Source organism: Pseudomonas kilonensis, assembly GCF_001269885.1.
Classification (GTDB): Bacteria; Pseudomonadota; Gammaproteobacteria; order Pseudomonadales; family Pseudomonadaceae; genus Aquipseudomonas; species Aquipseudomonas kilonensis.
In genome coordinates this window covers 1-25,847 of sequence record NZ_LHVH01000006.1, presented here as the reverse complement: position 1 = coordinate 25,847, position 25,847 = coordinate 1, and the positions used below count along the sequence as shown (strand labels likewise).

Annotated in this window: 20 protein-coding genes; 11 read left to right on the top strand and 9 right to left on the bottom strand. The window is 60.2% G+C overall.

What is annotated here, in order from left to right; genetic code table 11:
• Positions 1–255 precede the first annotated feature (255 nt).
• Both AD662_RS01935 and AD662_RS01930 read left to right on the top strand, forming a co-directional pair.
• Positions 256–753, top strand: coding sequence for a cupin domain-containing protein (locus AD662_RS01935; protein WP_053178175.1), 498 nt, complete (start codon positions 256–258; stop codon positions 751–753).
• Between the two features lie 257 nt (positions 754–1,010).
• Positions 1,011–2,123 (top strand): NAD(P)-dependent oxidoreductase, encoded by a 1,113-nt coding sequence (locus AD662_RS01930; protein ID WP_139212981.1) that lies wholly within the window; start codon positions 1,011–1,013, stop codon positions 2,121–2,123.
• Positions 2,124–2,143: 20 nt separating this feature from the next.
• Here AD662_RS01930 and AD662_RS01925 read toward each other — a convergent pair whose 3' ends face one another.
• Both AD662_RS01925 and AD662_RS01920 read right to left on the bottom strand, forming a co-directional pair.
• On the bottom strand, positions 2,144–2,713 hold the full coding sequence (locus tag AD662_RS01925) for a lipocalin family protein (RefSeq protein WP_018608005.1): 570 nt from the start codon (positions 2,711–2,713) through the stop codon (positions 2,144–2,146).
• Positions 2,714–2,744: 31 nt separating this feature from the next.
• Positions 2,745–2,999 (bottom strand): lipoprotein, encoded by a 255-nt coding sequence (locus AD662_RS01920; protein WP_018608002.1) that lies wholly within the window; start codon positions 2,997–2,999, stop codon positions 2,745–2,747.
• 283 nt (positions 3,000–3,282) lie between these two features.
• Between AD662_RS01920 and AD662_RS01910 the strand changes: the two genes are divergently transcribed.
• Positions 3,283–5,175: a methyl-accepting chemotaxis protein gene (locus AD662_RS01910; protein WP_211264912.1), complete on the top strand. Its 1,893-nt coding sequence runs from the start codon at positions 3,283–3,285 to the stop codon at positions 5,173–5,175.
• A 122-nt stretch (positions 5,176–5,297) separates the two neighbouring features.
• On the opposite strand, the gene AD662_RS01905 is transcribed toward AD662_RS01910, so the two are convergent.
• The 5 genes from AD662_RS01905 to AD662_RS01885 all read right to left on the bottom strand — a co-directional run bounded on the left by AD662_RS01905 (position 5,298) and on the right by AD662_RS01885 (position 14,912).
• Positions 5,298–5,894: a DUF924 family protein gene (locus AD662_RS01905; protein WP_003196874.1), complete on the bottom strand. Its 597-nt coding sequence runs from the start codon at positions 5,892–5,894 to the stop codon at positions 5,298–5,300.
• A 3-nt stretch (positions 5,895–5,897) separates the two neighbouring features.
• Complete coding sequence (locus AD662_RS01900) at positions 5,898–6,908, bottom strand: class 1 fructose-bisphosphatase (RefSeq protein WP_018607993.1); 1,011 nt, start codon at positions 6,906–6,908, stop codon at positions 5,898–5,900.
• Positions 6,909–7,147: 239 nt separating this feature from the next.
• Complete coding sequence (locus tag AD662_RS01895; protein ID WP_053185178.1) at positions 7,148–8,524, bottom strand: DUF3999 domain-containing protein; 1,377 nt, start codon at positions 8,522–8,524, stop codon at positions 7,148–7,150.
• Entirely contained in the window at positions 8,521–12,144 is a 3,624-nt protein-coding gene (locus tag AD662_RS01890; RefSeq protein WP_053185175.1) for a DUF2339 domain-containing protein, read from the bottom strand. Before AD662_RS01890 ends, AD662_RS01895 begins: the two co-directional genes overlap by 4 nt.
• Positions 12,145–12,461: 317 nt before the next feature.
• A complete protein-coding gene (locus AD662_RS01885) occupies positions 12,462–14,912 on the bottom strand; it encodes a glycogen/starch/alpha-glucan phosphorylase (RefSeq protein WP_018606673.1) in 2,451 nt (816 codons plus the stop codon).
• A 106-nt stretch (positions 14,913–15,018) separates the two neighbouring features.
• Here AD662_RS01885 and AD662_RS29155 point away from each other — a divergent pair, with 106 nt between their 5' ends.
• Together AD662_RS29155 and AD662_RS01880 are read left to right on the top strand one after the other, a co-directional pair.
• The gene (locus AD662_RS29155) at positions 15,019–15,159 is read left to right on the top strand and encodes a hypothetical protein (protein WP_155767778.1); all 141 of its coding nucleotides are present in this window, start codon (positions 15,019–15,021) and stop codon (positions 15,157–15,159) included.
• A 6-nt stretch (positions 15,160–15,165) separates the two neighbouring features.
• Entirely contained in the window at positions 15,166–15,603 is a 438-nt protein-coding gene (locus AD662_RS01880; RefSeq protein ID WP_003196865.1) for a YkgJ family cysteine cluster protein, read from the top strand.
• Between the two features lie 225 nt (positions 15,604–15,828).
• On the opposite strand, the gene typA is transcribed toward AD662_RS01880, so the two are convergent.
• On the bottom strand, positions 15,829–17,649 hold the full coding sequence (gene typA / locus AD662_RS01875; protein ID WP_003186725.1) for a translational GTPase TypA: 1,821 nt from the start codon (positions 17,647–17,649) through the stop codon (positions 15,829–15,831).
• A 137-nt stretch (positions 17,650–17,786) separates the two neighbouring features.
• Positions 17,787–19,241, bottom strand: a complete 1,455-nt coding sequence (gene thiI, locus AD662_RS01870) for a tRNA uracil 4-sulfurtransferase ThiI (RefSeq protein ID WP_003196863.1) — start codon at positions 19,239–19,241, stop codon at positions 17,787–17,789.
• A 329-nt stretch (positions 19,242–19,570) separates the two neighbouring features.
• On the opposite strand from thiI, the gene glnA reads away from it, so the two are divergent.
• The 6 genes from glnA to ntrC all read left to right on the top strand — a co-directional run bounded on the left by glnA (position 19,571) and on the right by ntrC (position 25,764).
• Entirely contained in the window at positions 19,571–20,977 is a 1,407-nt protein-coding gene (gene glnA, locus AD662_RS01865) for a glutamate--ammonia ligase (protein ID WP_003186728.1), read from the top strand.
• Between the two features lie 122 nt (positions 20,978–21,099).
• Positions 21,100–21,663, top strand: coding sequence for a chorismate mutase (locus tag AD662_RS01860; RefSeq protein ID WP_053178184.1), 564 nt, complete (start codon positions 21,100–21,102; stop codon positions 21,661–21,663).
• Between the two features lie 193 nt (positions 21,664–21,856).
• Complete coding sequence (locus AD662_RS01855; RefSeq protein ID WP_018606666.1) at positions 21,857–22,375, top strand: DUF4124 domain-containing protein; 519 nt, start codon at positions 21,857–21,859, stop codon at positions 22,373–22,375.
• Positions 22,372–22,992, top strand: coding sequence for a DUF4124 domain-containing protein (locus AD662_RS01850; protein ID WP_053185172.1), 621 nt, complete (start codon positions 22,372–22,374; stop codon positions 22,990–22,992). Before AD662_RS01855 ends, AD662_RS01850 begins: the two co-directional genes overlap by 4 nt.
• Before the next feature lie 253 nt (positions 22,993–23,245).
• Positions 23,246–24,331 carry a nitrogen regulation protein NR(II) gene (glnL, locus tag AD662_RS01845; RefSeq protein WP_014336111.1) on the top strand — a complete coding sequence of 362 codons (1,086 nt, stop codon included), beginning with the start codon at positions 23,246–23,248 and terminating at the stop codon, positions 24,329–24,331.
• On the top strand, positions 24,328–25,764 hold the full coding sequence (ntrC, locus tag AD662_RS01840) for a nitrogen regulation protein NR(I) (RefSeq protein WP_014336110.1): 1,437 nt from the start codon (positions 24,328–24,330) through the stop codon (positions 25,762–25,764). Before glnL ends, ntrC begins: the two co-directional genes overlap by 4 nt.
• Positions 25,765–25,847 lie beyond the last annotated feature (83 nt).

Here is a 25,847-nt window from a genome sequence, read left to right as displayed (position 1 = left end):
GTTCGCCCCAAAGCCCTCCAATTGTTGAACCCCGTGCTCTGCCAAATGCATTCGAATTAACTTAACCGAACCATTAATAGAGTCTGCCTCTAGTAAACTCCAGAATCGCAACAATTAATAACAACAAAAATTAGACATTCCGCGCTCAAAATTTACACTATCGCCGCGACCTGTTGGCAGTCCCTAAAAAAACCAATCATTACGACTCCAGACACCTATTAAAAATTCACGCCGACCAAAACGCGGAAAAAATATATGACAAAAAAAGACATCCAGAACATGCTTTCCCTACGCAAGCATGTCGAGGGAGGTTTTTTCTCTCAAACATTTGATTCTGCTATTAACGTAAACTTTGACCGAGCCGGGCTGAGTATTGAACGCGGCCTTGCGAGCGTCATTTATTACCTGCTGACTGATGACAGCCCTATCGGTTATCTTCACACCAACTTATCGCCCATCATTCATTTCTACCACAGCGGCTCACCAATAACATATCGCTACATCCATACGAATGGAGATACTGAAGAACATATACTCGGCCCGGATCTGGTACAGGGGCATTCATTGCAACTTTATGCGCCCGCCGACATTTGGAAATGCAGTGAGCTTCAGCTGGGTGGTGAATACGGTTTGATCAGTGAAGTCACAGTGCCCGCTTGGAACGACCTGGATTCCCGGCTCGGTCAAAGAAACGAGCTGCTGAAAGCCTTTCCTCAACATGCGGCCTGGATTGAAAAATATAGCATTCCATGAGGATCTGGCATCCTTCGTTAAAAACACAAAAAACCCAACCAGTTTTTTGCCCACATCTCAACCACTCTCCAACAATTAAGCCCAAATCCAATGGCGCAGACGAGCCCGCACACTCCATGCTAATCCTAAACAGAATAAAAAGAACCACTTACACTAAAGCGTTGAGTTTCTATAACGACGTTGTCACCCAGTCTGGCCTCAGATCGGCCAGAGCCAGAGTACTCCTTGTATGTCCTGGCTACGAGTCAACCTTCCCGATGATCGAAAGCATTTCCCGTCATTTTGATCTGTGCGGAATCATAATAAAAAATTCCACAAAAAGAACGGCAGGCTCTCTCAAGGCATTATTAACAACTCAAGACTATCCAGTTTTGGACATCTCAAAGCAGGATATAAAACTTGCCTCACAAGAAACCATAGATAAATTACACACCGCAATTGGCGACAACAACTGCATAGTTTTGGACCATGGAGGCTATTTCGCCTTAAACGAAAAAATTCTGCGAGCACTAGGCCCCGATGTTATTTCCGGAATTGCGGAATATGCGTTAAATGGCGAACAAAGGTATATTTCACTCAACATTAATGACCGCCCAATCATTTCAGTGGGCAGACTTGCCTTGAAAAGGGAAAGTGACCATGCATCGGCTGACAGCATACTGCTTGCTGCCGAACTATACCTACAAAACGGTGGTGTCATGCTCTTCAATCAAGACACCAAAGTGGGTGTGATTGGCCACGGGACTCTTGGCAGCCGAATAACACACCAGCTCCAGGCAAGGCACGCAGAAAAACCATTGGTATACGATACAGACTCTGGCCGAACGACCGGAATCCCTGAAGAAAATATCGCACACCGCATTGATGAGCTTTATGCTAAATGCGATGTTATATTTTGCGCCACAGGCAACCATGCCATCAAAGCCAGTGACTTCGAAAAAGTCAGGGACGGCACAATCATATTTACAGTTACATCACCCGATGACGAGCTCAATCTTGAAGCACTGTTACGCGAAGGAATCATTTCGCTTCAAGAACAGCACGAGAGCAGTCAAACCTATATATACATCGTACGTTCGACTGGCCACAAAATAATTCTCCCGTTTAATGGAGAATCACCCAACACATTGATTGATTTCGGCACTGCCGACCCATCCATACATCAGCCTTGCGCAGCTCATATCATTGCTGGAAACAGATTATCCCAAAATAATCTCCGCTATTCTTGCGGCGTACAGGATCTTAACAAAGAGGATGAGTCGCTCGCTTTCGATATTTGGCAACAGCACTACCGGATGCCCCCCACGGAAAGTGCGCTCCCGTTCAAGCCCCCCCAAAAAAACAAGATGGAGGAGCTCCCCTGCTGCTGACACTCCCTCAAGCCCACCGACTAATTCGAAGTCCTGGCCATCTGTCGATCCGACGCGCGCCAGATCAAGCGTGTGGTGTCGTAGCCCTGCTGGCGCGCAATGCTCAGCAGTTCCTCACGCACGACGCTATTGACGGTCGGGGTACGGGACAGCAGCCACATGTAGCGACGGCTTGGGTCGCCGACGATGGCGGTCTTGTAGTCATCGCTGACGTACAACACCCAGTATTGCCCTTTCGCCACACCCGGCACGATCCGTGAAAACCAGTTGTCGAACTCGACCCAGAGCTTGTCGGTCTTGCCCGGCACCTGCGGCGAGGCGGTGCCCCTGGCTTCTTCCCACTGCCAGTCCGAGGTCAGGCAGCGATTGAGCACACCCACGTTGCCGTCTGGCTTGAGGGTGTAGTGGGCTTCCGATTGCGCGCAATTGCGCTGGAAATACATGGGCAGGCGGGCCAACTCATACCAGGTCCCTTGGTAGCGCTTGAGATTGACGCTGTTGACCGTCTTGGGTGCCAGCGGATCTTCGCCAGAAGTGGCACAGCCAGCCAAAACCAGGCCAGCCAAAAGCACAAAAACTAACCGCATCATTATTTTTCTCCCGCAGGCCTCTGGCCTCGGTTTACTTCAGGCCTTGGCCGGAAAACATCAACACTTTGTCACCGGCGTACTGCACGCTGATAAAGCTTTTCTGGTCACCCCAGGTGCAGCTGGACATGCCGAGCGCGCCTGAACAATCGGTCGGTTTCCCCAGTAACGTTTCGACTTCGGACTTGGGCATGCCAGCCGACAGTTTCGAATAGTTTTCCTGGTTGACCTTGCTGCATGCAGTCAACACGACGCACATAAACAACAGGGCGATAGATCGCAGCGACATGGAGTAACTCCTGGAACGAAGGGTGGTGGCAGGGTGCCAACCTGATCCTTAGAAGAGAAAACCCCTATCTGGTTCCCTGACGCCCCCAGTATTTATTGGCTGTGCAGAGGTGTTTCACCGGTGAAACAACCAGTTTGTGACGCCGTCGTACCTTTCGTCGGGATTGGGCCCGTGGCGCCTGATGGGCTGGGCTTCTGCGCCGATAAGAAGTAACAGCGCAAAACCCTGCGTTATGGCAAGTTGACAGCCCGTCCTGACCCGTCCCTTCGCGGTAGTGCTCTTAATGACCAGAAACATGAAATTCAGCCATAAAATCCTGCTGGCTGCCGCCCTCGTGGTGGCCGTCGCATTCGCCTGTTTCATCCTGTTCAACGACTACCGTCAACGCCAGAGCCTGCACGCCAGCACCGAGACCTCCATGCAGGAACTCGGCAGCCTGACCAGCCGCAACATCCAGACGTGGGTCGACGGCCGCATCCAATTGCTGCAATCGCTGGCCCAGCAGATCGCCGTGGACGGCAACAGTGCCGACAGCCTCAAGCGCGCCGTGGGCCTGCCGGCCTACACCGGCAATTTCCAGCTCAGTTATTTTGGTGGCACCGACGGCGTGATGTTCTCGGTACCGGCCGGCAATCGCGCCGCCGACTACGACCCGCGCGCCCGTGGCTGGTACAAGGCCGCCAACAGCGCACAGCAAACCATCGTCACCGAACCCTACATCGCCGCCTCGTCGGGCAAGCTGGTGATCACCGTCGCCACCCCGGTGCAGCACCAGAACCAGATGATTGGCGTGGCCGGTGCGGACATCGACCTGTCCAGCATCAGCGCCATCATCAATTCGCTGAACTTCGGCGGCCACGGCCACGCGTTCATCGTCAGTGCAGACGGCAAGATCCTGATCCACCCCGACAGCAAGCGCGTGCTCAAGACCCTGGCCGAGGCCTACCCTAACGGCGCGCCGCAAATCAGCCCGGGCGTGAAGGAAGTCGACCTCGACGGCAAGACCCAATTCATCTCCTTTACCCGCGTCAGCGGCGTGCCGGGCGCCGATTGGTACGTGGCATTGGTGCTCGACAAGGACACCGCGCTGGCGATGCTCAGCGAGTTCCGTACTTCGGCGCTGATTGCCATGGTCATCGCGGTGGTGTTCATCATCGCCCTGCTGGGCATGTTGATCCGCGTGCTGATGCAACCGCTGCTGACCATGGGCCGCGCCATGCATGACATCGCTGAAGGCGAAGGCGACCTGACTCGGCGCCTGGTCATCCACGGCCACGACGAATTCGGTGCGCTGGGGACTTCGTTCAACCGCTTTGTCGAACGCATTCACACCTCGATCCGCGAAGTGGCCTCGGCCACTGGCCAGGTCAACGAAGTCGCCCTGCGCGTGGTCAGCGCGTCCAACTCGTCGATGTTCAACTCCGACCAACAAGCGTCGCGCACCAGCAGTGTGGCCGCTGCCATCAACCAGCTCGGTGCCGCCGCCCAGGAAATCGCCCAGAACGCCGCCCTCGCTTCGCAACACTCCAGCGATGCGCGCAACCTGGCCGAAGACGGCCAACAAGTGGTGGATAAAACCATCGCGGCCATGCAGCAGTTGTCGGCCAAGATCAGCGATTCGTGCGGCAACATCGAAACCTTAAACAGCAACACGGTGAACATCGGCCAGATTCTTGAGGTGATCACCAGTATTTCCCAGCAGACCAACCTGCTCGCCCTCAACGCCGCCATCGAAGCGGCCCGTGCCGGTGAAGCCGGACGCGGCTTCGCGGTGGTGGCCGATGAAGTGCGCAACCTGGCCCACCGCACCCAGGATTCGGCGCAGCAAGTGCAGAAGATGATCGAAGAGCTGCAAGTCGGCGCCCGGGAAGCGGTACTGACCATGACGGACAGCCAGCGCCAGAGCGAAAGCAGCGTCGGCATCGCCAACCAGGCCGGCGAACGCCTGGGCAGCGTGACCCAGCGTATTGGTGAGATCGACGGCATGAACCAATCCGTGGCCACCGCCACCGAAGAACAGACCGCCGTGGTGGAGTCGATCAACGTCGACATCACCGAGATCAACACCCTGAACCAGGAAGGCGTGGAAAACCTGCAAGCCACCTTGCGGGCCTGTGCCGACCTTGAGCAGCAGGCGGCGCGGTTGAAGCAGTTGGTGGGTAGCTTCCGGATCTAGTGCTCTCAAGGGCCCTTTCGCGAGCAAGCCCGCTCCCACAGTTGACCGAGTTCCGTCAGGTAAACGCGATCAACTGTGGGAGCGGGCTTGCTCGCGAAGACGGCATCAGCCGCGCAGAACACTCAGAACCTGGACCCAGGCCTGTTCAAGAATTCCACTTCCTCAGCCGTGGACTCGCGCCCCAACACCGCATTGCGATGGGGAAAGCGCCCAAACCGGGCAATGATCTTCTGATGCCGTTCGGCATAATCCAGGTTGTCCTCAAACACCGCCCGCTGCGCCTCCGGCTGTTCTCGCACCAAGTCGATAAACCGTGACACGGCCTCGTTCTGCACCGCCAGGTTTTCGCAGTGTTCGAGTACGAGATAGATGAATACCCGCTGGATCGGTTTGAGTTGCCGGTCAAAACCCGCTGCCATGCCCTGGGCCACCAGCGCTTGGGCACGCAGGTCACCGGAGAAGGCCTTGGGGGTGTCGCGGAAGATCATTCGCGGGAGTTGGTCGAGTAGCAGCACCAGGGCCAGCCAACCTTCCGGGCGTTGCGCCCAGTCAGTCAATCCGCCGGCCAGTGCCAGCTCGACCTGATCGCCAAAGCGCTCGTTGGCCTGGCGATCATGGCGTTTACCGAACCACAGCTTGCCTCTGTCAGCCGATATTTCGTCCGGTGTCTTGGCTGAACCAAACCACCAGTCGAGCAACGGCTGCCAGGGCTCGGCCATGATTTATTCCTTGTGGTAGGCCGTGGCGCGCGCCACTTCTTCTTTCGAGCCAAGGAACACCGCTACGCGCTGGTGCAGGCCTTCGGGCTTGATATCGAGGATGCGCTGGTGGCCGTCGGTGGAAGCGCCGCCCGCCTGTTCCACCAGGAACGACATCGGGTTGGCTTCGTACATCAGGCGCAGTTTGCCTGGCTTGGACGGCTCACGGCTGTCGCGCGGGTACATGAACAGACCGCCACGGGTCAGGATGCGGTGCACATCGGCAACCATCGCGGCAACCCAGCGCATGTTGTAGTTCTTCTTCAGCGGGCCTTCTTCGCCCGCCAGCAACTCTTCAACGTAGCGTTTTACCGGGGCTTCCCAGTGACGCTGATTGGACATGTTGATGGCGAATTCCTGGGTGGTTTCAGGAATGGTGATGTCTTCGTGGGTCAGTACGAAGCTGCCCATTTCGCGGTCCAGGGTAAAGCCCTTGACGCCGTCGCCCAGGGTCAGCACCAGCATGGTCTGAGGGCCGTAGATGGCGTAACCGGCAGCGACCTGCTCGGTGCCTGGCTGCAGGAAGGCCTTTTCATTCAAGGCTTCGTTCTGGCTCAGGTATTCATTCGGGCAACGCAGTACCGAGAAGATGGTGCCAACCGGTGCGTTGATGTCGATGTTCGACGAACCGTCCAGTGGGTCAAACACCAGCAGGTAGGCACCCTTGGGGTATTTGCCCGGGATCTGGTAGGCATTGTCCATTTCCTCGGACGCCATGCCGGCCAGGTGACCGCCCCATTCGTTGGCTTCGAGCAGGATTTCGTTGGACAGCACGTCGAGCTTCTTCTGCACTTCGCCCTGCACGTTTTCGGTGCCCATGCTGCCCAGGACACCACCCAGCGCGCCTTTGGAGACGGCGTGGCTGATTTCCTTGCACGCACGCGCCACCACTTCGATCAAAAAGCGCAGATCGGCAGGGGTGTTGTTGCTGCGGGTCTGCTCAATCAAATAGCGACTCAAGGTAACGCGGGACATGGACGGCTCCGAAGAATAGGGGACGGAAAAACCAGCGCAGTTTAGCGCGAGTCGGGACTTAATTCCTCCTATGAGACGGGATATGGAGGATTGAGTTCACAGGCTGGCGGTTGCTCGTGGATTTTGGGTGGATGGAAGACCGCTTTCGCGAGCAAGCCCGCTCCCACATTGGAATGCGGACTCCTGTGGGAGCGGGCTTGCTCGCGAAACTGGCGACTCGGTTTATCGGTTGTCCAAATTCAGGATTTGACCGGCGGCTTGCGCAACAGGCTGAACGCCATCGCCGCGAGGAACAGCACGCTGAGCAGCAGCACCGCCCACAAGCCGATTTTCTTCCAATTGGTATCGACCGTCGCAGGCGCGGTTGCCGTGGCCGCCGCCGGGGTCGACGTGGCCGCGCCGTTCACGGTCGCCGTACCCAGCGTCGCCAGGCGCGACGGTTTGTAATCGGGCACCAGCGTGCTCAGTGGCAGGCTGGCCGCTTTGACGGTCGCGCTGCCCAGCGCCAGGCGGTAGGGCCCTTCGCCGCGCGCCAGGAACACCACCTGGGTCGGACGCACGGCAAAGCGCAGGGCCGGGGCTTCGCTACCCAGGCCGCCGCCGCGCTCGTCCACGGTCAATTTCAATTGCTGCACGGTCTGGCCGGACAGTTGCAATTGGTTTTGCAACACATCCTGGCCGTTCTGGGTCAGGCGATAGAGCAAGCCACTGCCCAACGGTTGCCACGGATGGCTGCTTTCACGGCGACCGGCCAGGGTCACCGGCGCCAGGCTGTTGGCCTGGCTCAGTTCGACCTGCACCTGCTCGATGTTCAGCCCCATGGGCAACTGCCAGGTGTATTCACCGGCCTTCGCAGTGCTGCCGGCCAACGGCTGCGACCAGACCAGCGGCAACGGCAGGCTTTCGCGGCTGGCGCTTTGCAGTTGGGCCGAGGTCAGGATCGGCGCGGAGGACGGCGAATCCCACAACAACCGCAAGTAACGCGCCGATTGCCCCGGCAAGCTCACTTCATGCTGCTCGACTCGCTCATCGGCAAAGGTCAAGCGCGCCACCTGGCCTTCGCCCCACGACTGCCAGTGCTGCAAGTCGTCACTGGCTTCGATGGTGAACCGCTGGAAACCGTCGCGCTCACTGGTCCAGTCGAGGATCAACTGCTGCAACGGTGCCTTGATCGCGCTGGCATCCAACAACCAGCCACGCAACGCCTCCTCCCCTGCTTCGAGCCGGCTGGAGGGTTGGACCTCCACCAGGGTGCCGTTGGCGTTCGATTGCACTCGCACACTGGGCGCGCGCTCGTTGTCATCGACGGCGTTGTACAGCGGGAACCACTTCACGTCGGTGAGGGTGCGGTTTTCCCGGCTCTGGGCCGACTCGCGCACCAGGGCGTAGGCCTGGGGCTGGCCGGTGGCGTTGAAGACCCGCAGGTCGCTCAGGTCGGTCTGCCGCGCTTGCAGCTGAACGTCCAGTGGCAATGGGAGGCGATACCACGGCCCCTCGCCACTCAAGGCCAATGGCACCTGATGGGCGAAATCCGCCGGTTGCTCCTGGGCCGTAGCCGACAAGGCTACCCACAATCCGACCACACCCAGCCCGATCCGATTCAACTTGCGACTCAAGATGACACTCCCTCACTGACAGGCATAGGCGGCTCATCCTCGGCGACCGTCTCCGGACGCTTGGGTGGCAGCGGTGCGAAGTAGCCCACCACCAATAGCAACACACCCACGCCGATAAACGACACGATCCGCGCCAGACCGCCACGGTTACTCAATTCGACAAAGAACAACTTGGCGACGACCACGGCGATCAACGCCGCACCGATCAGCCACACTTCACGACGATGGCGCAGGTGGCCCCCGATCATCAGGCCCAGGGCAATCAGGGTCCAGACAATGGACAAGCCGGCCTGCACGAACATCGACTCGAGCAGCGCATCCAGTTCGTACGGGACACCCATCCACTGGTGGGCAGTGCGCATCACCAGGGCCGTGAAGAACGCGAACAGCGACACACCGGCGATCAACTGGGCGATGTGCCCGACGCGACTCCAGCGGTTCGTCGATTGCGCCACGGCGTTGCGGGCCCACACATAGATGCCGAACAAGGCGAACAGCAGGCCCAGCTCCAAGGGATTGAGCAACGGCACATACGGCAGCGGCTCTGAGTTGCCATCACTGAAGGTGTTGGTCAGCCAGAACCAAGCGAGCATCAACAGCGCCATCGGCGCCGCCGCGTAGACACGGTATTCGCGCGGTTGGGCCGCTACCGGCCACGGCAAGGTACGCGGCGTGGCCATCAGCACCAGGTAAAGGCCTGGCAGGATCGCCCAGGCCAGCCAGCGCCAGGCGTTGTACTGCTCGGACAGCAACAGCAGGCCGTAACGCAACTCCAGCATCAACACCGCCATCAGCAACCAGCAACCGAGCACATGGGCCGTGCTGCGTGCTTGGGCCGGTAGTGTTGCAGCCAGGCGCTTCAGGGACAGGAAATGCACGGCAAATACCGCCAGCCAGGCCAGCCAGCCGAAATTCGCGGCCGGGTGATAGTGGCTGTGCCACGTTGCTACCAGCACGCAGCCCGCCGCCGGAATCAGCAAGGTGCACAGCAGCCCCAGCGCCGGCCATTTCAACCGCAGCGCCAAGACCGTCCATACCGCCACGCTGATCGCCGCGACCAGCAGCAGCCAGCTGCCTTGCAGGTTCGCCGGGGCAAAGCGCAATACTTCGCTGACCCACGCCAGCGCCCACCAACCGGCGCCCCAGATCAGCAACAGCTCGGACAGGCGCTGCAAGCTCAACGCATCCAGTTCCTGCGCCGCGTGCGCGCGTTGCAGACGCCATGCGCCCACCAGCGCGGCCAGCCCCAGTACCAGCGGCGTCCAGAAGCCGCTATGGGCCAGGGGTCGCAGATCCTCGGCAGTGAGCGGCCCCAACAGCGCCGGCCCTGCCGTCAGGAAGGCCGCGCCGCCCAGCAGTTGCAGCAGCAGGCCGAAGACAAAACTCACGCGCTGTTTCAGGTACAGGCTCAGCCAGATGATCAACAGGCCGCTGGCCGCCCACACACCGCTCGCCGTTTGCCACGGCAGGACGAACAGCACCGCAAGGTTGATCAGCACCAGCCCCGCCAGCAACACCACCGACAAGCCGCGCAGCAACCGGACATCGTTGCGCACCATGTCGTCACGTGCCGCCAGCAACATGCCGCCAATCAACGCCAGGCCGATCAGCGAGGCGCTGAGCAAACCGCTCCAGCCCGCGCTGAACACCGCCGCCGAATCCCCCTCGGCGCCTTGCAAGCGCAGCAGGAACAGCGCGCCGCCGAGCAATTGCACCCCAAATGCGCTGAACAGGAAGCTGCGCGACTGCAGGCGCAGGCCAACAAACAGCGTTGCCAATCCAGCCAGGGCCCAGGCGATGGCGGTGCCGTGGGTGAAGAAGAACAGCGGTGCCAGCAGATAGAGGAAACTCAACCCCAGCACAGCCAGCACCGGCAGGCCTTGGCGCTCCCAATGGGCGCTGTGTCCGGGCTCAGCCTTGTGCAGTTGGTAGAAGGTGAACAGCAAGGCGCCGCCGAGCATCAACGCGCCCAGCGCAGACCCATCGAGCAGGCTGCCGTCGCCGATACGCAATTCACTGACGAACGCCAGTGCCGAGCCCAACTGCAGCAACAAGGCAAAAGCCCGGGCGAATGGGCGCTGCTGGCGCAGGCCCAGCCAGAAGATCCCTGCGCCCTCCACGGCCCACGCCGCTGCGGTCCAACGGGCATCGAGCCCCAAAGGGATCGCCAGGCTGGCAAAAATCACCCCCAGGGCCAGGCAGGTTTCCGCCAGCAGCAGGGCGCGACCGCCCATCAATACCCGCGCCAGGCCCATGTAGATCATGCCCAGGGCCAGGGCGCTGAACGCAGCGGCGAACTCAAAATGCTGCACCAACGCGAACTGCAAGCCGAAGCCCACCAGCGGCGGGCCGAACAGCATGGTGCCGTCCACGTAATCGCCCTTGCGCGCCGACCAGTGCAACAGCACATCGCGGCTGGCGCCCTCGGGAGCATCGCTCATTTCCAACAACTTGCGCCGGGTAAACAGCAAGCCAATCGCCAGGTAGATGAGGAAGAACAGGATCAGGAACGGTTCGGTGCTCCAGAGCAGTTCCGGTGTGTAGGAACGCATGCCCCAGGCGAAACCGATGCCGAAGGTGCCGACAAAACCGATCAGGTTGAGCAGGCGCCAGGCCTTGAACCAGGCAATCGCAAGGATGCCGGCGTTGAGCAGGATGAAATAGCTGAACAGCGCAACGTGGTTGCCACTGCCGGTGGAGGTCAGGATCGGCGCGGCAAACCCGCCCAGCGCCGCAGCCGCAGCCAGGCCCAGGGCGTTCTGGGTAATCGCCAGGATTGCCGAGAACACCGTCACCGCGACCAGCAAGCCCAGGGCCGCCTTGGAATCGAGCAACGGATGCAGGCGCATGGCCGCGAACACCGTCAGGTACAGCACCGCGATCCCGGTGCCCTGGAGCATAAGCGCATAGTTGCTGTTGCGTTGGCGCAACCACCAGCCCAGGCCCAACAGGCCCAACGCACTGGCCGCGACGCCGGCGTAACGCAACTCGATCGGCACCACCATGCCTTCGGTGGCATAGCGCAGCAAAAACGCCAGGCCGAGGAACAACAGCACCACGCCGACCCGCAGCACCGTGTTGCCACCGAACAGCCAGTTGCGCGCGCCAATCACGGCGCGGTCGAACAGATTCGGGCCACGGGGGGCCGCGGGTTTCGAAACCCTCGGTTCCAGGGGCAACGGGGTGAAGTCGCGGTCGGCACGCCGACTGGACGTGGTTGGCGCGGGTTTCCAAACGTCATCGGGCAACGGCTGGCTGGCTTGGGTGGCCATCGTGGGAACGGGCTCGAGATCTGGCGGCAACTCCCAGACCAGCTCTGGCTCGGTGCGCGCTTCGGGCTTCGCGGCCTGGGGCACGACAACCTCGGGCGCTGGCGCAGGCTCACTCGATGCGGCAACGGCTCCGCGCTCGAACACTGCCAGCCGTGCCTCCAACGTGAGCAAGCTCTGCTGGGCCTCTTGCAACAAGATCTGTTGCTTGGCCGCCTGGATACCCAGGCGCCCCAATCGAAACGACTGAGCGATGCCAAGCCCCACCAGCGCGCCTATCAGCGCATCGGCGAACGACTCGTCCACCACCCAGCCGAGTGCCAGGCCCAACAGCGTCAAGATCCATTGCATGGTCGATATCCCTAAGCGGCCCGTGCGGGCGTAACCGGGGTGATGCGGTGCCTGGATCAGTCTAGTGGAAACCCCTAAACCCTGTGGGAGCGAGCTGTGTGGGAGCAAAGCTTGCTCGCGATCCGGGCGCTGCGGTCCTCAAGAGACCGCGGCGTTTTCATCGCGGGCAAGCCTTGCTCCCACACAGCTCGCTCCCACATTGGATTGTTGGCACTTCCAGTGCTGAGCCCGGCCACATAGCCCGGCGAAACTGGCGCCTAGTATATCGACGAAGCCCAACCGCCGTTGGGCTTCGCTCACATTTCTTACAGCAAATGCTACTCCAGGGCTTTCCAGATGTCGGTCGCGTACTCACGGATGGTCCGATCCGAAGAGAACCAGCCCATGCGCGCGGTGTTGAGCACCGCCGAACGCCACCATTGCTTGGAGTCATGCCAACGCTCTTCGACCTTGGCCTGGGCGTTCCAGTACGAGTCGAAGTCGGCGCAGACCAGGAAGCGATCGTAATCGACCAACGAGTCCACGAGCCCGGCGTAGCGCATCGGATCATCCGGCGAGAACACTCCGCCACGAATCGCCTGCAGCACATCATTGAGCCGATGGGACGCGGCGATGTCCGGCGCGGCGCTGAACTCACCGTTTTGCTTGCGGGCCTCCACCTGCTCGGCAGTCAGGCCGAAGATGAACATGTGCTCACCGCCGACGCGCTCATGCATCTCCACGTTGGCGCCGTCCATGGTGCCGATGGTCAGTGCGCCGTTGAGGCCGAACTTCATGTTGCTGGTGCCCGATGCTTCGAAACCGGCCGTGGAGATCTGCTCCGACAGGTCCGCCGCCGGGATGATGCTTTCGGCCAGGCTGACGTTGTAGTTGGGCAGGAACACCACTTTGAGCAGGCCACGCACGGTCGGGTCGTTGTTCACCACCCGGGCGATGTCGTTGGTCAGCTTGATGATCAGCTTGGCCTGGTGATAACTGGCGGCGGCCTTGCCGGCGAAGATCTTCACCCGCGGCACCCAGTCCACTTCCGGCTCGGCGCGGATCGCCTGGTACAGCGCCACGGTGTGCATCAAGTTGAGCAACTGGCGCTTGTACTCGTGGATCCGCTTGACCTGCACGTCGAACATCGCCGCCGGGTTCACGGCGATGCCCAGGCGCTCGTGGATCAGATAAGCCAGGGCCTTCTTGCTGTGCAAGCGCTGCTCGGCGAACAGCTTGCGAAACGCCGGCTTGTCGGCAAACGGCTCCAGTTCGATCAGGCGCTCCTCGGGGTTGTCGAGCACGCTCGGGCCGAGGGCGTCGACCATCATCGAGGTCAATTCGGCGTTGGCCTGGAACAACCAGCGGCGGAAGGTGATGCCGTTGGTCTTGTTGTTGATCCGATCCGGATAGAGCTTGTGCAGCTCGGAAAACACCGTGCTGCGCATCAGTTGGGTATGCAACCCGGACACACCGTTGACGCTGTGGGAACCGAGGAATGCCAGGTTGCCCATGCGCACCCGGCGACCGTTGTCCTCTTCGATCAGCGAAACCGAACGCAGCACATCAAAATCGTGCACGCCCTTGGCTCGCAACGAATCGATGTGCTGGGCGTTGATCAGGTAGATGATCTGCATGTGCCGGGGCAACATGCGCTCCATCAGCCCCACCGGCCAGGTTTCCAGGGCTTCGGGCAGCAACGTGTGGTTGGTGTAGGACAGTGTGTCCTGGGTGATCTGCCAGGCCGCGTCCCACGCCACGTCGTAGACGTCCACCAGTTGCCGCATCAGCTCGGCCACGGCAATGGATGGGTGAGTGTCGTTGAGCTGGATCGCCGCGTGGTCGCCCAGGGTCAGCACCGAGGTGTGCATGTTGCGATGACGACGCAGCAGGTCCTGCAGCGAGGCGGCCACGAAGAAGTACTCCTGGCGCAGGCGCAGTTCCTGGCCAGCCTCAGTGCTGTCGGCCGGGTACAGCACGCGGGAAATACTTTCGGCCCGGGCCACTTCGGCTACCGCGCCCAGGTGGTCGCCAGCGTTGAAGCGCTCCAGGTGCAGGTCTTCCACGGCGCGGGCACGCCACAGGCGCAGGGTGTTGACGCTGGCACCGCGCCAGCCCACCACGGGTGTGTCATAGGCGATGGCCCGCACGGTTTCGGCCGGGGACCAGACTTGCCGGGTTTTACCCGCCTCATCGGTCACGGTCTCGACGCCACCGCCAAAGCCGATCGGGTAGACCACCTCCGGCCGCTCGAACTCCCACGGGTTGCCGAAATCCAGCCAGTGTTCGGTCTGCTCCTGCTGCCAGCCGTCGACGATCGCCTGGCGGAACAGGCCGTGTTCATAACGAATACCGTAGCCATGGCCGGCGATGCCCAGGGTCGACATGCTCTCCATGAAACATGCGGCCAAGCGGCCAAGGCCACCGTTGCCCAACGCCGCATCCGGCTCGAGCAGACGGATGCGCTCCAGGTCCACGCCCAACTCGGTCAGGGCTTCGCGGGCGGTATCCAGCAGGCCGAGGTTGCTCAGGCTGTCGTAGAGCAAGCGACCGATGAGAAATTCCAGGGAGAGGTAATAAACGCGCTTCTGGCCCTTGCGGTAGATCTGTCGCGTGTGGTCCATCCAGTGATCGACCATGTGGTCGCGGGCGGCGAGGGCAATGGCTTCGAACCAGTCGTGATCAAACGCATGATCCGGATCCTTGCCGACGGCATAAGTGAGTTTGGTCAACACGGCGTCGCGAAATGCGGCAACTTCGGCTTCGCGAACAAGTGGTTCTTGAGTCATTGATAAGACCTCGAACGAGCATGGAATTGTCTGAGCCTAGACGGTCTGACAGACGGTACAGGCTCTTGGTTCGGTGGATTTCCCCGAGTGTCGGAGAATCATCGCCATGGAATTGCCGGATGGTCGAATGAATGCAGGGGCCGTGCCGATCCGGGCAGGTTTGGCCGGGATGAAAAAAAACTGGCGGATGGTCGTTCAAAATTTCACCAGTCCCGGTATGATCGCGCGCCCTGATGCATGCTGGTAAACCGTGATGATGAAGCCCAACCTGATCGCCGCCGCGGAGATCGACCGACTCGATACCTGGGCCAAGTACTCCGCCCCGATGTGCGGTTCCTGCGTGTCGAGCTGCTGCACGCTGCCGGTGGAGGTCAAGATCAAGGACCTGATCCGCATCGGCATCGTCGATGAGTTCGAACTGGGCGACCCGCCGAAGAACATCGCCAAGCGCCTGCAAAAGGAAGGGATCGTCGAGCGCTACAACCAGAAGTCGGAAATCTTCACGCTCCAGCGCATGAGCAACAACGATTGCCTTTATCTGGACCGCAAAAGCCGGTTGTGCACCATTTACGAGAAACGTCCGGACACCTGCCGCAACCATCCACGGGTCGGGCCACGTCCGGGCTATTGCGCCTACAAACCCAAGGAAGTGGAGCGCGAGCGTAATCCGCGGACGTTGGACAAATTCTGATCGACTGCTAGTTTCTGCGGCGTTTTGCAGATCGCTTTCGCGAGCAAGCCCGCTCCCACAATGGATCTACGGCGGATACAAAATCTGTGTCCACTGAAGATCCACTGTGGGAGCGGGCTTGCTCGCGAAGGGGCCCTATCAGACACCCAATAATTTCCAGGCATAAAAAAACGCCCCCGATCTCACGACCGGGGGCGTTTTTTTAGCTGCTAACTAAGTCGAAACTCAGTTGCCGCTTTTCTTGGCAGCGCGGGTACGCTCGCTTTCGCCCAGGATCTTCTTGCGAAGACGGATGGACTTAGGCGTCACTTCACACAGCTCGTCTTCCTGCACGAACTCCAGAGCTTGCTCCAGGGTGAACTTGACCGGCGGAACCAGGGCGATGGTTTCGTCTTTGCCCGAAGCACGCATGTTGTCGAGCTTCTTGCCTTTGGTTGGGTTCACGCCCAGGTCGTTGTCGCGGCTGTTCAGGCCGACGATTTGACCTTCGTAGATATCCTGGCCGTGCTCGACGAACAGCTTGCCGCGCGCTTGCAGGGTTTCCAGCGAGTAGGTCAGTGCCTTGCCGGTCGCAACCGATACCAGGACACCGTTCTGACGGCCAGACATGTCGCCGGACTTCATCACGTCGTAACGATCGAAGATCGAAGTCAGGATGCCGCCACCGGAGGTCAGGGTCAGGAACTCGTTACGGAAACCGATCAGGCCACGAGCCGGGATGTTGTACTCAAGGCGCACACGGCCCTTGCCATCCGGAACCATGTTGGTCAGGTCGCCTTTACGCAGGCCCATTTGTTCCATGATCGCGCCCTGGGATTCTTCCGGCAGGTCGATGGTCACGTTTTCGTACGGTTCGTGCTTGACGCCATCAACCATGCGGATGATCACTTCAGGACGGCCCACACCCATTTCGAAGCCTTCGCGACGCATGGTTTCGATCAGTACCGAGAGGTGCAGCTCACCACGGCCGGAGACCTTGAACTTGTCGGCCGAGTCGCCTTCTTCAACGCGCAGTGCCACGTTGTAGAGCAGCTCTTTGTCCAGGCGTTCCTTGATGTTACGGCTGGTCACGAACTTGCCTTCTTTACCGCAGAATGGCGAGTCGTTGACCTGGAAGGTCATGGAAACGGTTGGCTCGTCGACGGTCAACGGCTTCATCGCTTCGACGTTCAGTGGGTCGCACAGGGTGTCGGAGATGAACAGTTGCTCGAAGCCGCTGATGCAGACGATGTCGCCGGCCGCTGCTTCTTCAACGTCGATGCGGTGCAGGCCGTGGTGACCCATCAGCTTGAGGATACGACCGTTGCGCTTCTTGCCGTCGGCGTCGATGGCAACCACCGGGGTGTTCGGCTTGATGCGACCACGGGCGATACGGCCAACACCGATAACACCCAGGAAGCTGTTGTAGTCCAGTGCCGAGATCTGCATCTGGAACGGACCGTCACGGTCGACTTTCGGTGCTGGTACGTCGTCGACGATCGACTGGTACAGCGGGGTCATGTCTTCAGCCATGGCGGTGTGGTCCAGACCGGCAATACCGTTCAGGGCCGAGGCGTAGACGACTTTGAAGTCCAGCTGTTCTTCGGTGGCACCCAGGTTGTCGAACAGGTCGAAGATCTGGTCCAGAACCCAGTCCGGACGCGCGCCTGGACGGTCAACCTTGTTGATCACCACGATCGGACGCAGACCGGCTTCGAAAGCCTTCTTGGTCACGAAACGGGTTTGCGGCATAGGGCCGTCTTGAGCGTCAACCAGCAGCAGCACGGAGTCGACCATCGACATCACGCGCTCTACTTCACCACCGAAGTCGGCGTGGCCCGGGGTGTCCACGATGTTGATGTGGTAGCCATTCCAGTTGATGGCGGTGTTTTTCGCCAGGATGGTAATACCGCGCTCTTTTTCCTGGTCGTTGGAGTCCATCACGCGCTCGTCGTTGAGCTCGTTGCGCTCCAGGGTGCCGGATTGACGCAAGAGTTTGTCTACCAGGGTGGTCTTACCATGGTCAACGTGAGCAATGATGGCGATGTTGCGTAGATTTTCGATCACTTGTGTATCTCGATCAGAGGATTCGGTGTGCTGACAGGTCGTGGCAGCGATTTACGTTGAGTCCGACAAGCCGTTACAGCCTGTCGGCGGCGTCGGGGGGCCGGTGACGCAGGCCACAGGCAAACAGCCCCGGGCACTTAGCTCGGTCGATAAACGCGCACATTGGCATGCCCCTCACTGAGCAAATGGTGGGCATGCAGGCGACTCATCACGCCTTTGTCGCAATACAGCAGGTACTGGCGAGTAGGGTCCAGTTCCTTGAAACGCGCGTTCACTGCATAGAACGGCATCGTTTTTACCTCGATGCCGGCGATACTCAGCGGGTCGTCTTCAGCGTCGTCCGGGTGACGGATGTCGATGATGATCTGACCGGCCAGCGCTTCGCCGACTTCTTCAATCTGAATGTCCTGGCCCAACTCATCGATGACTCGATCGATTGGCACCAGCCTGGCGTTTTCGAGCGCACGCTCGAGCACCGCCATGTCGAATTCTTTCTCTTCGTGTTCCACCCGCCCGCGCTTGGCCGCCGTCTTCGGATTGACCGAGATGACGCCGCAGTACTCCGGCATGTGCCGGGCAAACTCGGCGGTGCCGATTTCATTGGCCTGGTCGATGATGTCCTGCTTGTGGCTGGCAATCAGCGGCCGCAAGACCAGCTTCTCGGTCACGCAGTCGATCACCGACAGGTTCGGCAACGTCTGGCTCGACACCTGGGAGATCGCCTCGCCGGTCACCAGCGCATCGATTTGCAGGCGGTCGGCAATTCGTGAAGCGGCGCGCAACATCATACGCTTCAAAATGACGCCCATATGACTGTTATCGACTTTGCCGAGAATCTCGCCCAGGACTTCTTCGAACGGCACACTCACAAATAACACGCGTTGGGAGCTGCCGTACTTCTTCCAGATGAAGTGCGCCACTTCCATCACGCCCAGTTCATGGGCACGCCCGCCGAGGTTGAAGAAGCAGAAATGGCTCATCAACCCGCGACGCATGATCTGGTAGGCGGCGACCGTGGAGTCGAAACCGCCGGACATCAGCACCAGGGTCTGCTCCAGCGAACCCAGCGGATAGCCGCCAATGCTGTTGTGCTGGCTGTGGATCACGAACAGCCGCTGGTCGCGAATTTCGATGCGTACTTCGATCTGCGGGTCTTTCAGCGAAATACCGGCCGCGCCGCACTGTCGGCGCAACTGGCTGCCGACGTACTTTTCCACGTCCATCGAACTGAACGGGTGCTTGCCGGCACGCTTGCAGCGCACCGAAAAAATCTTGCCGGCCAGGGCATCACCATAATGGAGCATGCACTTGGCGAGGATGTCGTCGAAATCCCCCAGCGGGTATTCATCGACTTGCAGGAAATGCGCGATGCCCGGCATGCAGCTCAGGCGCTCGGTCATTTCCTTCAGGACCTTGGGTTCGCTGACACGGGTTTCCAGCTCGAGGTTGTCCCACACGCCATTCACCACCACGGCCGGGTCCAGGTCTCGGAGCACGGCACGGATGTTCTTGGCCAACTGGCGGATGAAACGCATCCGTACCGGGCGGCTCTTGATGGTGATCTCGGGGAAGACTTTTACGATTAGTTTCATGAAAACAGCGCGCGAACGGCCAGCCGAAAAAGGGGGGCGCGGATTATAGCGGAAATTGCTCAAGGTTTAACCAGTTTATGTGCAGATGGTTTTACACGCACCAAAACAGGTCATTATCGATTGACGGCGCCACATTGCAGTGCGTTATTGTCTGACAATCTTTGATTTACGCCTTTAAAAGCGTGGATTTGGTGCAAAAAAACCCATGGCGGGGCACTGGCATGCAATTTGCTCCCTTGTGAGGCAGGTTGCCTTGGCAGAGTATTCGCGCCGGCATCACCCATATCTAAGGGCACTCCACTACCCGCCCGAAGCCACCCGGAGGACATATGTCGAAGTCGGTTCAACTCATCAAAGATCATGACGTCAAGTGGATTGATCTGCGCTTCACTGACACCAAAGGTACTCAACATCACGTGACCATGCCGGCCCGTGATGCGCTGGACGACGAATTCTTTGAAATCGGCAAAATGTTCGACGGTTCCTCCATCTCCGGCTGGAAAGGCATCGAAGCCTCCGACATGATCCTGATGCCGGACGACGAAACTGCCGTCCTGGACCCGTTCACCGAAGAGCCGACCCTGATCCTGGTCTGCGACATCATCGAACCTTCGACCATGCAAGGCTATGACCGCGACCCACGCGCCATCGCCCACCGCGCCGAGGAATACCTGAAGTCCACCGGTATCGGCGACACCGCTTTCTTCGGTCCTGAGCCTGAGTTCTTCATTTTCGACGAAGTCAAATTCAAGTCCGATATCTCCGGCTCCATGTTCAAGATCTTCTCCGAACAAGGTTCGTGGATGTCCGACCAGGACGTGGAAGGCGGCAACAAAGGCCACCGTCCAGGCGTCAAAGGCGGCTACTTCCCGGTTCCACCGTTCGACCACGACCACGAAATCCGTACCTCCATGTGCAACGCACTGGAAGAAATGGGCCAGACCGTGGAAGTTCACCACCACGAAGTGGCAACTGCCGGCCAGAACGAAATCGGCGTGAAATTCAACACGCTGGTCAAGAAGGCGGACGAAGTCCAGACCCTGAAGTACTGCGTACACAACGTTGCCGACGCCTACGGTCGCACCGCGACCTTCATGCCGAAGCCTCTGTACGGCGACAACGGTTCGGGCATGCACGTTCACATGTCGATCTCCAAGGACGGCAAGAACACCTTCGCAGGCGAAGGCTATGCCGGCCTGTCGGACACCGCCCTCTACTTCATCGGCGGTATCATCAAGCACGGTAAGGCCCTGAACGGCTTCACCAACCCGTCGACCAACTCCTACAAGCGTCTGGTACCTGGCTTCGAAGCCCCGGTCATGCTGGCCTACTCGGCTCGCAACCGTTCCGCCTCGATCCGTATTCCTTACGTGAACAGCCCTAAAGCCCGCCGCATCGAAGCGCGCTTCCCGGATCCGGCTGCCAACCCGTACCTGGCCTTCGCTGCACTGATGATGGCCGGTCTGGACGGTATCCAGAACAAGATCCACCCTGGCGACGCCGCTGACAAAAACCTGTATGACCTGCCGCCTGAAGAGGCCAAGGAAATTCCACAGGTGTGTGGCAGCTTGAAAGAAGCCCTGGAAGAGCTGGACAAGGGCCGTGCCTTCCTGACCAAGGGCGGCGTATTCAGCGATGACTTCATCGACGCTTACATCGCACTGAAAAGCGAAGAAGAAATCAAGGTTCGTACCTTCGTACACCCACTGGAATATGAGCTGTACTACAGCTGCTAATCCAGTAAGCGCCGCCACGCACGGCGTGCAATAAAGAAAGGCCTCCTTCGGGAGGCCTTTTTTATGGGCGCCAGTTACGTGCATGATGCCCCGTCGCCCCCCCATAGAAGACGAGACTGTCCATGACTTTGCGCTTCAAACTCTGCCTTGCCCTGTCAGCCGCGCTGCTGGCCACCACCGCCGAAGCCGCCTCGACTCACGCCCCCGAGGCCCTGACCCCGCTGCTTAACGCCATTGGCGAACGCCTGGCCCTCGCCGATCAAGTGGCCCTGAGCAAATGGGACAGCCATAAACCGGTAGAAGACCGTCAGCGCGAGCGTGAAGTCATTGCCGCGGCTGTCGCCCAGGCGCCGGCCTACAAGCTGAGTGGCGAAACCGTGGAAGCGTTTTTCGCCGCCCAGATAGAAGCCAACAAAATGGTGCAGTACATCAACTTGTCCGACTGGGCCCAGGAAGGTAAGGCCCCGGACCTCCCGCGCCCGGACCTGGTGGGACAGATCCGCCCGCAACTCGACCGGTTGCAAAAACGCCTGCTGCAACAACTGGCCGACTTCGCCCCCTACCGCACCGACCCGCAGTGCCCGCAATGGCTGGCCCGAGCCACCCACCACAACAAGCAGCACCCGGTGCACCGCCTCGCCCTGATCCGAGCGACCGGAGAGCTGTGTACCTCCACAAAAGCTTAAGACAGCCTACCTCCCCTTGTGGGAGCGGGCTTGCTCGCGAATGCGGTGTGTCGGACACACAGATGTCGACTGATACACCGCTTTCGCGAGCAAGCCCGCTCCCACAGGAGGCGCATGCAACACAACAACTTGGGCCAACCATCCGCCCTGGCCTATGCTGCACCCATCACTTTTCGTTTTCGGTCGATTTTCCATGGGTCGCGGCTTTTCAATCATCCTGTTGTTGCTGCTGGCACTGCCCGCCGCCGCGCAGATCTACAAGTACACCGACGCCGACGGCAACACCGCCTACAGCAACCAGCCGCCCCAAGGCGTACCAGCCCAGACGGTGGAGTTGCCGCCGCTCAACAGTATCGAACGCCAATCCCCGGCCAGCCCGGACACACCGCCAGCCCCCGCCAACAGCGACGAGCCGCGCAATGCCTACGAGGCACTGGAACTGACCGACATCCCCACCGAAGAAGCCCTGCGCGCCAACAACGGCACCTTCACCGTTGGCGTGCGGGCGCAACCGCGCCTGCGCAGCCCTCACCTGTTCCGGCTGCTGCTGGACGGCCAACCCTATGGCCAGCCGACCAACGTACCGCGCCTGCAATTGGTGAACATCGATCGGGGCGAGCACAGCCTGGCGGTGCAAGTCATCGACGGGGACACCCTCGTGCAACAAAGCGAAACCGTCACGTTCACCGTGCAGCGGGTGCACCAGCCATGATCCGCTGGCCGCTCGCGCTTAGCCTGGCACTGGCGGCGCTGCCTGGGGTGGCGCAGGTCTACACCTACATCGATGCCCAGGGTAATCGCGTCTTCACCGATCAGCCGCGCCCCGGCAATGCGAAGAAAGTCCAACTGCCACCCGGCAACCGGATGCCAACGCCCCCGGGCACAACAACGGCGCCCACCGCCGAAACCCGGCCAGAGCCGCTGTTTCATTACGAAATGCTCCGACTGTTGATACCCGAGCCGGACGCGACGATACGCAGCACCGCAGGCGAACTGATCGTCAGCGTCACCAGCGAACCCGGCCTGAAAAAAGGCCACCGCTACCGCCTGCTGCTCGACGGCCAGCCGCCGGGGGCGCCGGGGCCGAGCCCGGTGTTTGCCTTGAGCAACATCGATCGAGGCACCCATCACCTGGCGGTAGAAATCCTCGATGAGCAGGACCGCATCGTCGAACGCACCGCCAACCAGCCCTTCCATATGCAACGCATGTCCCTGGCGCAAAAGCGCCGCATCAAGCCCTGCACCACGACCGACTACGGTCAACGCCCCGAATGCCCCCTCGCCGAAAAGCCTGAAGAAGAAAAAAGCAGCATCCTGCCGTTCTTCTGACGTCACTCAGGACTGCGCACTATATTGGTGCAATACATTGCACACTACTCAGATCCCAAACCCATTTTGGTTCGAAAGTACCCGTAAAAGCTGGCTGAATGCCACGCAACCGGGCGAAAAACACCTTTTTGAGGCTCTAAACGCTTCTTTTCGGAGCCTTGGTTTGTTTTTTGCATTTTCCTTGTAACAGCGCATTAATCGCGCGCGCAATTTGGGACCGGTCCCGAGTTGCTACGCTCCAAAAGAGGTCCTGATGACCATTAGCGACGCACTACACCGCTTGCTGCTCGACAACCTCACCACCGCGACCATCCTGCTCGACGCCGAACTGCGCCTCGAGTACATGAACCCGGCGGCGGAGATGCTCCTGGCCGTCAGTGGCCAGCGCAGCCACGGGCAGTTCATCAGCGAGTTGTTCACCGAATCCACCGAAGCGCTCAACTCCTTGCGCCAGGCGGTGGAACAGGCCCATCCGTTCACCAAGCGCGAAGCGATGCTCACCGCGCTGACCGGCCAGACCCTGACCGTGGACTACGCGGTTACGCCGATCCTGAACAACGGCGCCACCCTGCTGCTGCTGGAAGTCCACCCGCGTGATCGCCTGCTGCGCATCACCAAGGAAGAAGCGCAATTGTCCAAGCAGGAAACCAGCAAGATGCTGGTGCGCGGCCTGGCCCATGAGATCAAGAACCCCCTCGGCGGAATTCGTGGCGCGGCGCAGTTGCTCGCCCGCGAACTGCCGGAAGAAAGCCTCAAGGACTACACCAACGTCATCATCGAGGAAGCCGACCGCCTGCGGAACCTGGTGGACCGCATGCTCGGCTCGAACAAGCTGCCATCACTGGCGATGTGCAACGTGCATGAGGTGCTGGAGCGCGTCAGCAGCCTGGTGGAAGCGGAAAGCCAGGGCTGCATCACGCTGGTGCGCGACTACGACCCGAGCATCCCCGATGTCCTGATCGACCGCGAGCAGATGATCCAGGCCGTGCTGAACATCGTGCGCAACGCGATGCAAGCCATCAGCAGCCAGAACGAGCTGCGCCTGGGCCGCATCAGCCTGCGTACCCGCGCCATGCGCCAGTTCACCATCGGCCACGTGCGCCATCGCCTGGTGACCAAGATCGAAATCATCGACAACGGCCCGGGCATCCCTGCCGAGCTGCAGGAAACCATCTTTTTCCCCATGGTCAGCGGCCGTCCGGACGGTACCGGGCTGGGCCTGGCCATTACCCAGAACATCATCAGTCAGCATCAGGGCTTGATCGAGTGTGAAAGCCACCCCGGCCACACCACCTTCTCGATCTTCCTGCCACTGGAACAAGGAGCCACATCGACATGAGCCGTAGTGAAACCGTGTGGATCGTCGATGACGACCGTTCTATCCGTTGGGTCCTGGAAAAAGCCTTGCAACAGGAAGGCATGACCACCCAGAGCTTCGACAGCGCCGATGGGGTGATGAGTCGCCTGGCGCGTCAGCAACCGGACGTCATCATCTCCGACATCCGCATGCCTGGCGCCAGCGGCCTGGACCTGCTGGCGCGGATTCGCGAACAGCATCCGCGGCTGCCGGTGATCATCATGACCGCCCATTCCGACCTGGACAGCGCCGTGGCGTCCTACCAGGGCGGCGCTTTCGAATACCTGCCCAAGCCATTTGACGTCGATGAAGCCGTATCGCTGGTCAAGCGCGCCAATCAACATGCCCAGGAACAACAGGGCATGGAAGAGGTGCCGGCCCTGGCCCGCACCCCGGAAATCATCGGCGAAGCGCCGGCGATGCAGGAAGTGTTTCGCGCCATCGGGCGCCTGAGCCACTCCAACATCACCGTGCTGATCAACGGCGAGTCGGGCACCGGTAAAGAACTGGTGGCCCACGCCCTGCACCGTCACAGTCCACGGGCGGCATCGCCGTTCATCGCGCTGAACATGGCGGCGATTCCCAAGGACCTGATGGAGTCCGAGCTGTTCGGCCACGAAAAAGGTGCATTCACCGGCGCCGCCAATCTGCGGCGCGGGCGCTTCGAGCAGGCCGACGGCGGCACGTTGTTCCTCGATGAAATCGGCGACATGCCGGCGGACACCCAGACCCGCTTGCTGCGCGTACTGGCCGATGGCGAGTTCTATCGGGTCGGCGGGCATACGCCGGTCAAGGTGGACGTGCGCATCATCGCCGCCACCCACCAGAACCTGGAAACCCTGGTTCACGCCGGCAAATTCCGTGAGGATTTGTTCCATCGCCTGAACGTGATCCGCATTCATATCCCGCGCCTGGCGGACCGTCGCGAAGACATCCCGACCCTGGCCCGGCACTTCCTCAGCCGCGCGGCCCAGGAACTGGCGGTCGAGCCCAAGCTGCTCAAGAGCGAAACCGAGGAATACCTCAAGAACCTGCCGTGGCCGGGCAACGTGCGTCAGCTGGAGAACACCTGCCGCTGGATCACGGTGATGGCTTCGGGCCGCGAAGTGCACATCAGCGACCTGCCGCCGGAGCTGTTGAGCCTGCCGCAGGATTCAGCCCCGGTGACCAACTGGGAGCAAGCCCTGCGCCAGTGGGCTGATCAGGCCCTGGCCCGTGGCCAGTCGAGCCTGCTGGACAGCGCCGTGCCCAGCTTCGAGCGGATCATGATCGAGACCGCCCTCAAGCACACCGCCGGTCGCCGCCGCGACGCCGCCGTGCTGCTGGGTTGGGGCCGCAATACCTTGACCCGCAAGATCAAGGAATTGGGGATGAAGGTTGACGGTGGGGATGATGATGACGGGGATGAGGGCTGATCGGCCTTTAACCCTGTGGGAGCGGGCTTGCTCGCGAAAGCGGTGTGTCAGTTGACATCAATGTCGCCTGAAACACCGCTTTC

Bases quoted from the DNA above. Each gene is read 5' to 3' on its own strand.
- AD662_RS01935 (WP_053178175.1), top strand. From the start codon at position 256: ATGACAAAAAAAGACATCCAGAACATGCTTTCCCTACGCAAGCATGTC.
- AD662_RS01930 (WP_139212981.1), top strand. From the start codon at position 1,011: ATGATCGAAAGCATTTCCCGTCATTTTGATCTGTGCGGAATCATAATA.
- AD662_RS01925 (WP_018608005.1), bottom strand. From the start codon at position 2,713: ATGATGCGGTTAGTTTTTGTGCTTTTGGCTGGCCTGGTTTTGGCTGGC.
- AD662_RS01920 (WP_018608002.1), bottom strand. From the start codon at position 2,999: ATGTCGCTGCGATCTATCGCCCTGTTGTTTATGTGCGTCGTGTTGACT.
- AD662_RS01910 (WP_211264912.1), top strand. From the start codon at position 3,283: ATGACCAGAAACATGAAATTCAGCCATAAAATCCTGCTGGCTGCCGCC.
- AD662_RS01905 (WP_003196874.1), bottom strand. From the start codon at position 5,894: ATGGCCGAGCCCTGGCAGCCGTTGCTCGACTGGTGGTTTGGTTCAGCC.
- AD662_RS01900 (WP_018607993.1), bottom strand. From the start codon at position 6,908: ATGTCCCGCGTTACCTTGAGTCGCTATTTGATTGAGCAGACCCGCAGC.
- AD662_RS01890 (WP_053185175.1), bottom strand. From the start codon at position 12,144: ATGCAATGGATCTTGACGCTGTTGGGCCTGGCACTCGGCTGGGTGGTG.
- AD662_RS01885 (WP_018606673.1), bottom strand. From the start codon at position 14,912: ATGACTCAAGAACCACTTGTTCGCGAAGCCGAAGTTGCCGCATTTCGC.
- AD662_RS29155 (WP_155767778.1), top strand. From the start codon at position 15,019: ATGGAATTGCCGGATGGTCGAATGAATGCAGGGGCCGTGCCGATCCGG.
- AD662_RS01880 (WP_003196865.1), top strand. From the start codon at position 15,166: ATGATGAAGCCCAACCTGATCGCCGCCGCGGAGATCGACCGACTCGAT.
- thiI (WP_003196863.1), bottom strand. From the start codon at position 19,241: ATGAAACTAATCGTAAAAGTCTTCCCCGAGATCACCATCAAGAGCCGC.
- glnA (WP_003186728.1), top strand. From the start codon at position 19,571: ATGTCGAAGTCGGTTCAACTCATCAAAGATCATGACGTCAAGTGGATT.
- AD662_RS01860 (WP_053178184.1), top strand. From the start codon at position 21,100: ATGACTTTGCGCTTCAAACTCTGCCTTGCCCTGTCAGCCGCGCTGCTG.
- AD662_RS01855 (WP_018606666.1), top strand. From the start codon at position 21,857: ATGGGTCGCGGCTTTTCAATCATCCTGTTGTTGCTGCTGGCACTGCCC.
- AD662_RS01850 (WP_053185172.1), top strand. From the start codon at position 22,372: ATGATCCGCTGGCCGCTCGCGCTTAGCCTGGCACTGGCGGCGCTGCCT.
- glnL (WP_014336111.1), top strand. From the start codon at position 23,246: ATGACCATTAGCGACGCACTACACCGCTTGCTGCTCGACAACCTCACC.
- ntrC (WP_014336110.1), top strand. From the start codon at position 24,328: ATGAGCCGTAGTGAAACCGTGTGGATCGTCGATGACGACCGTTCTATC.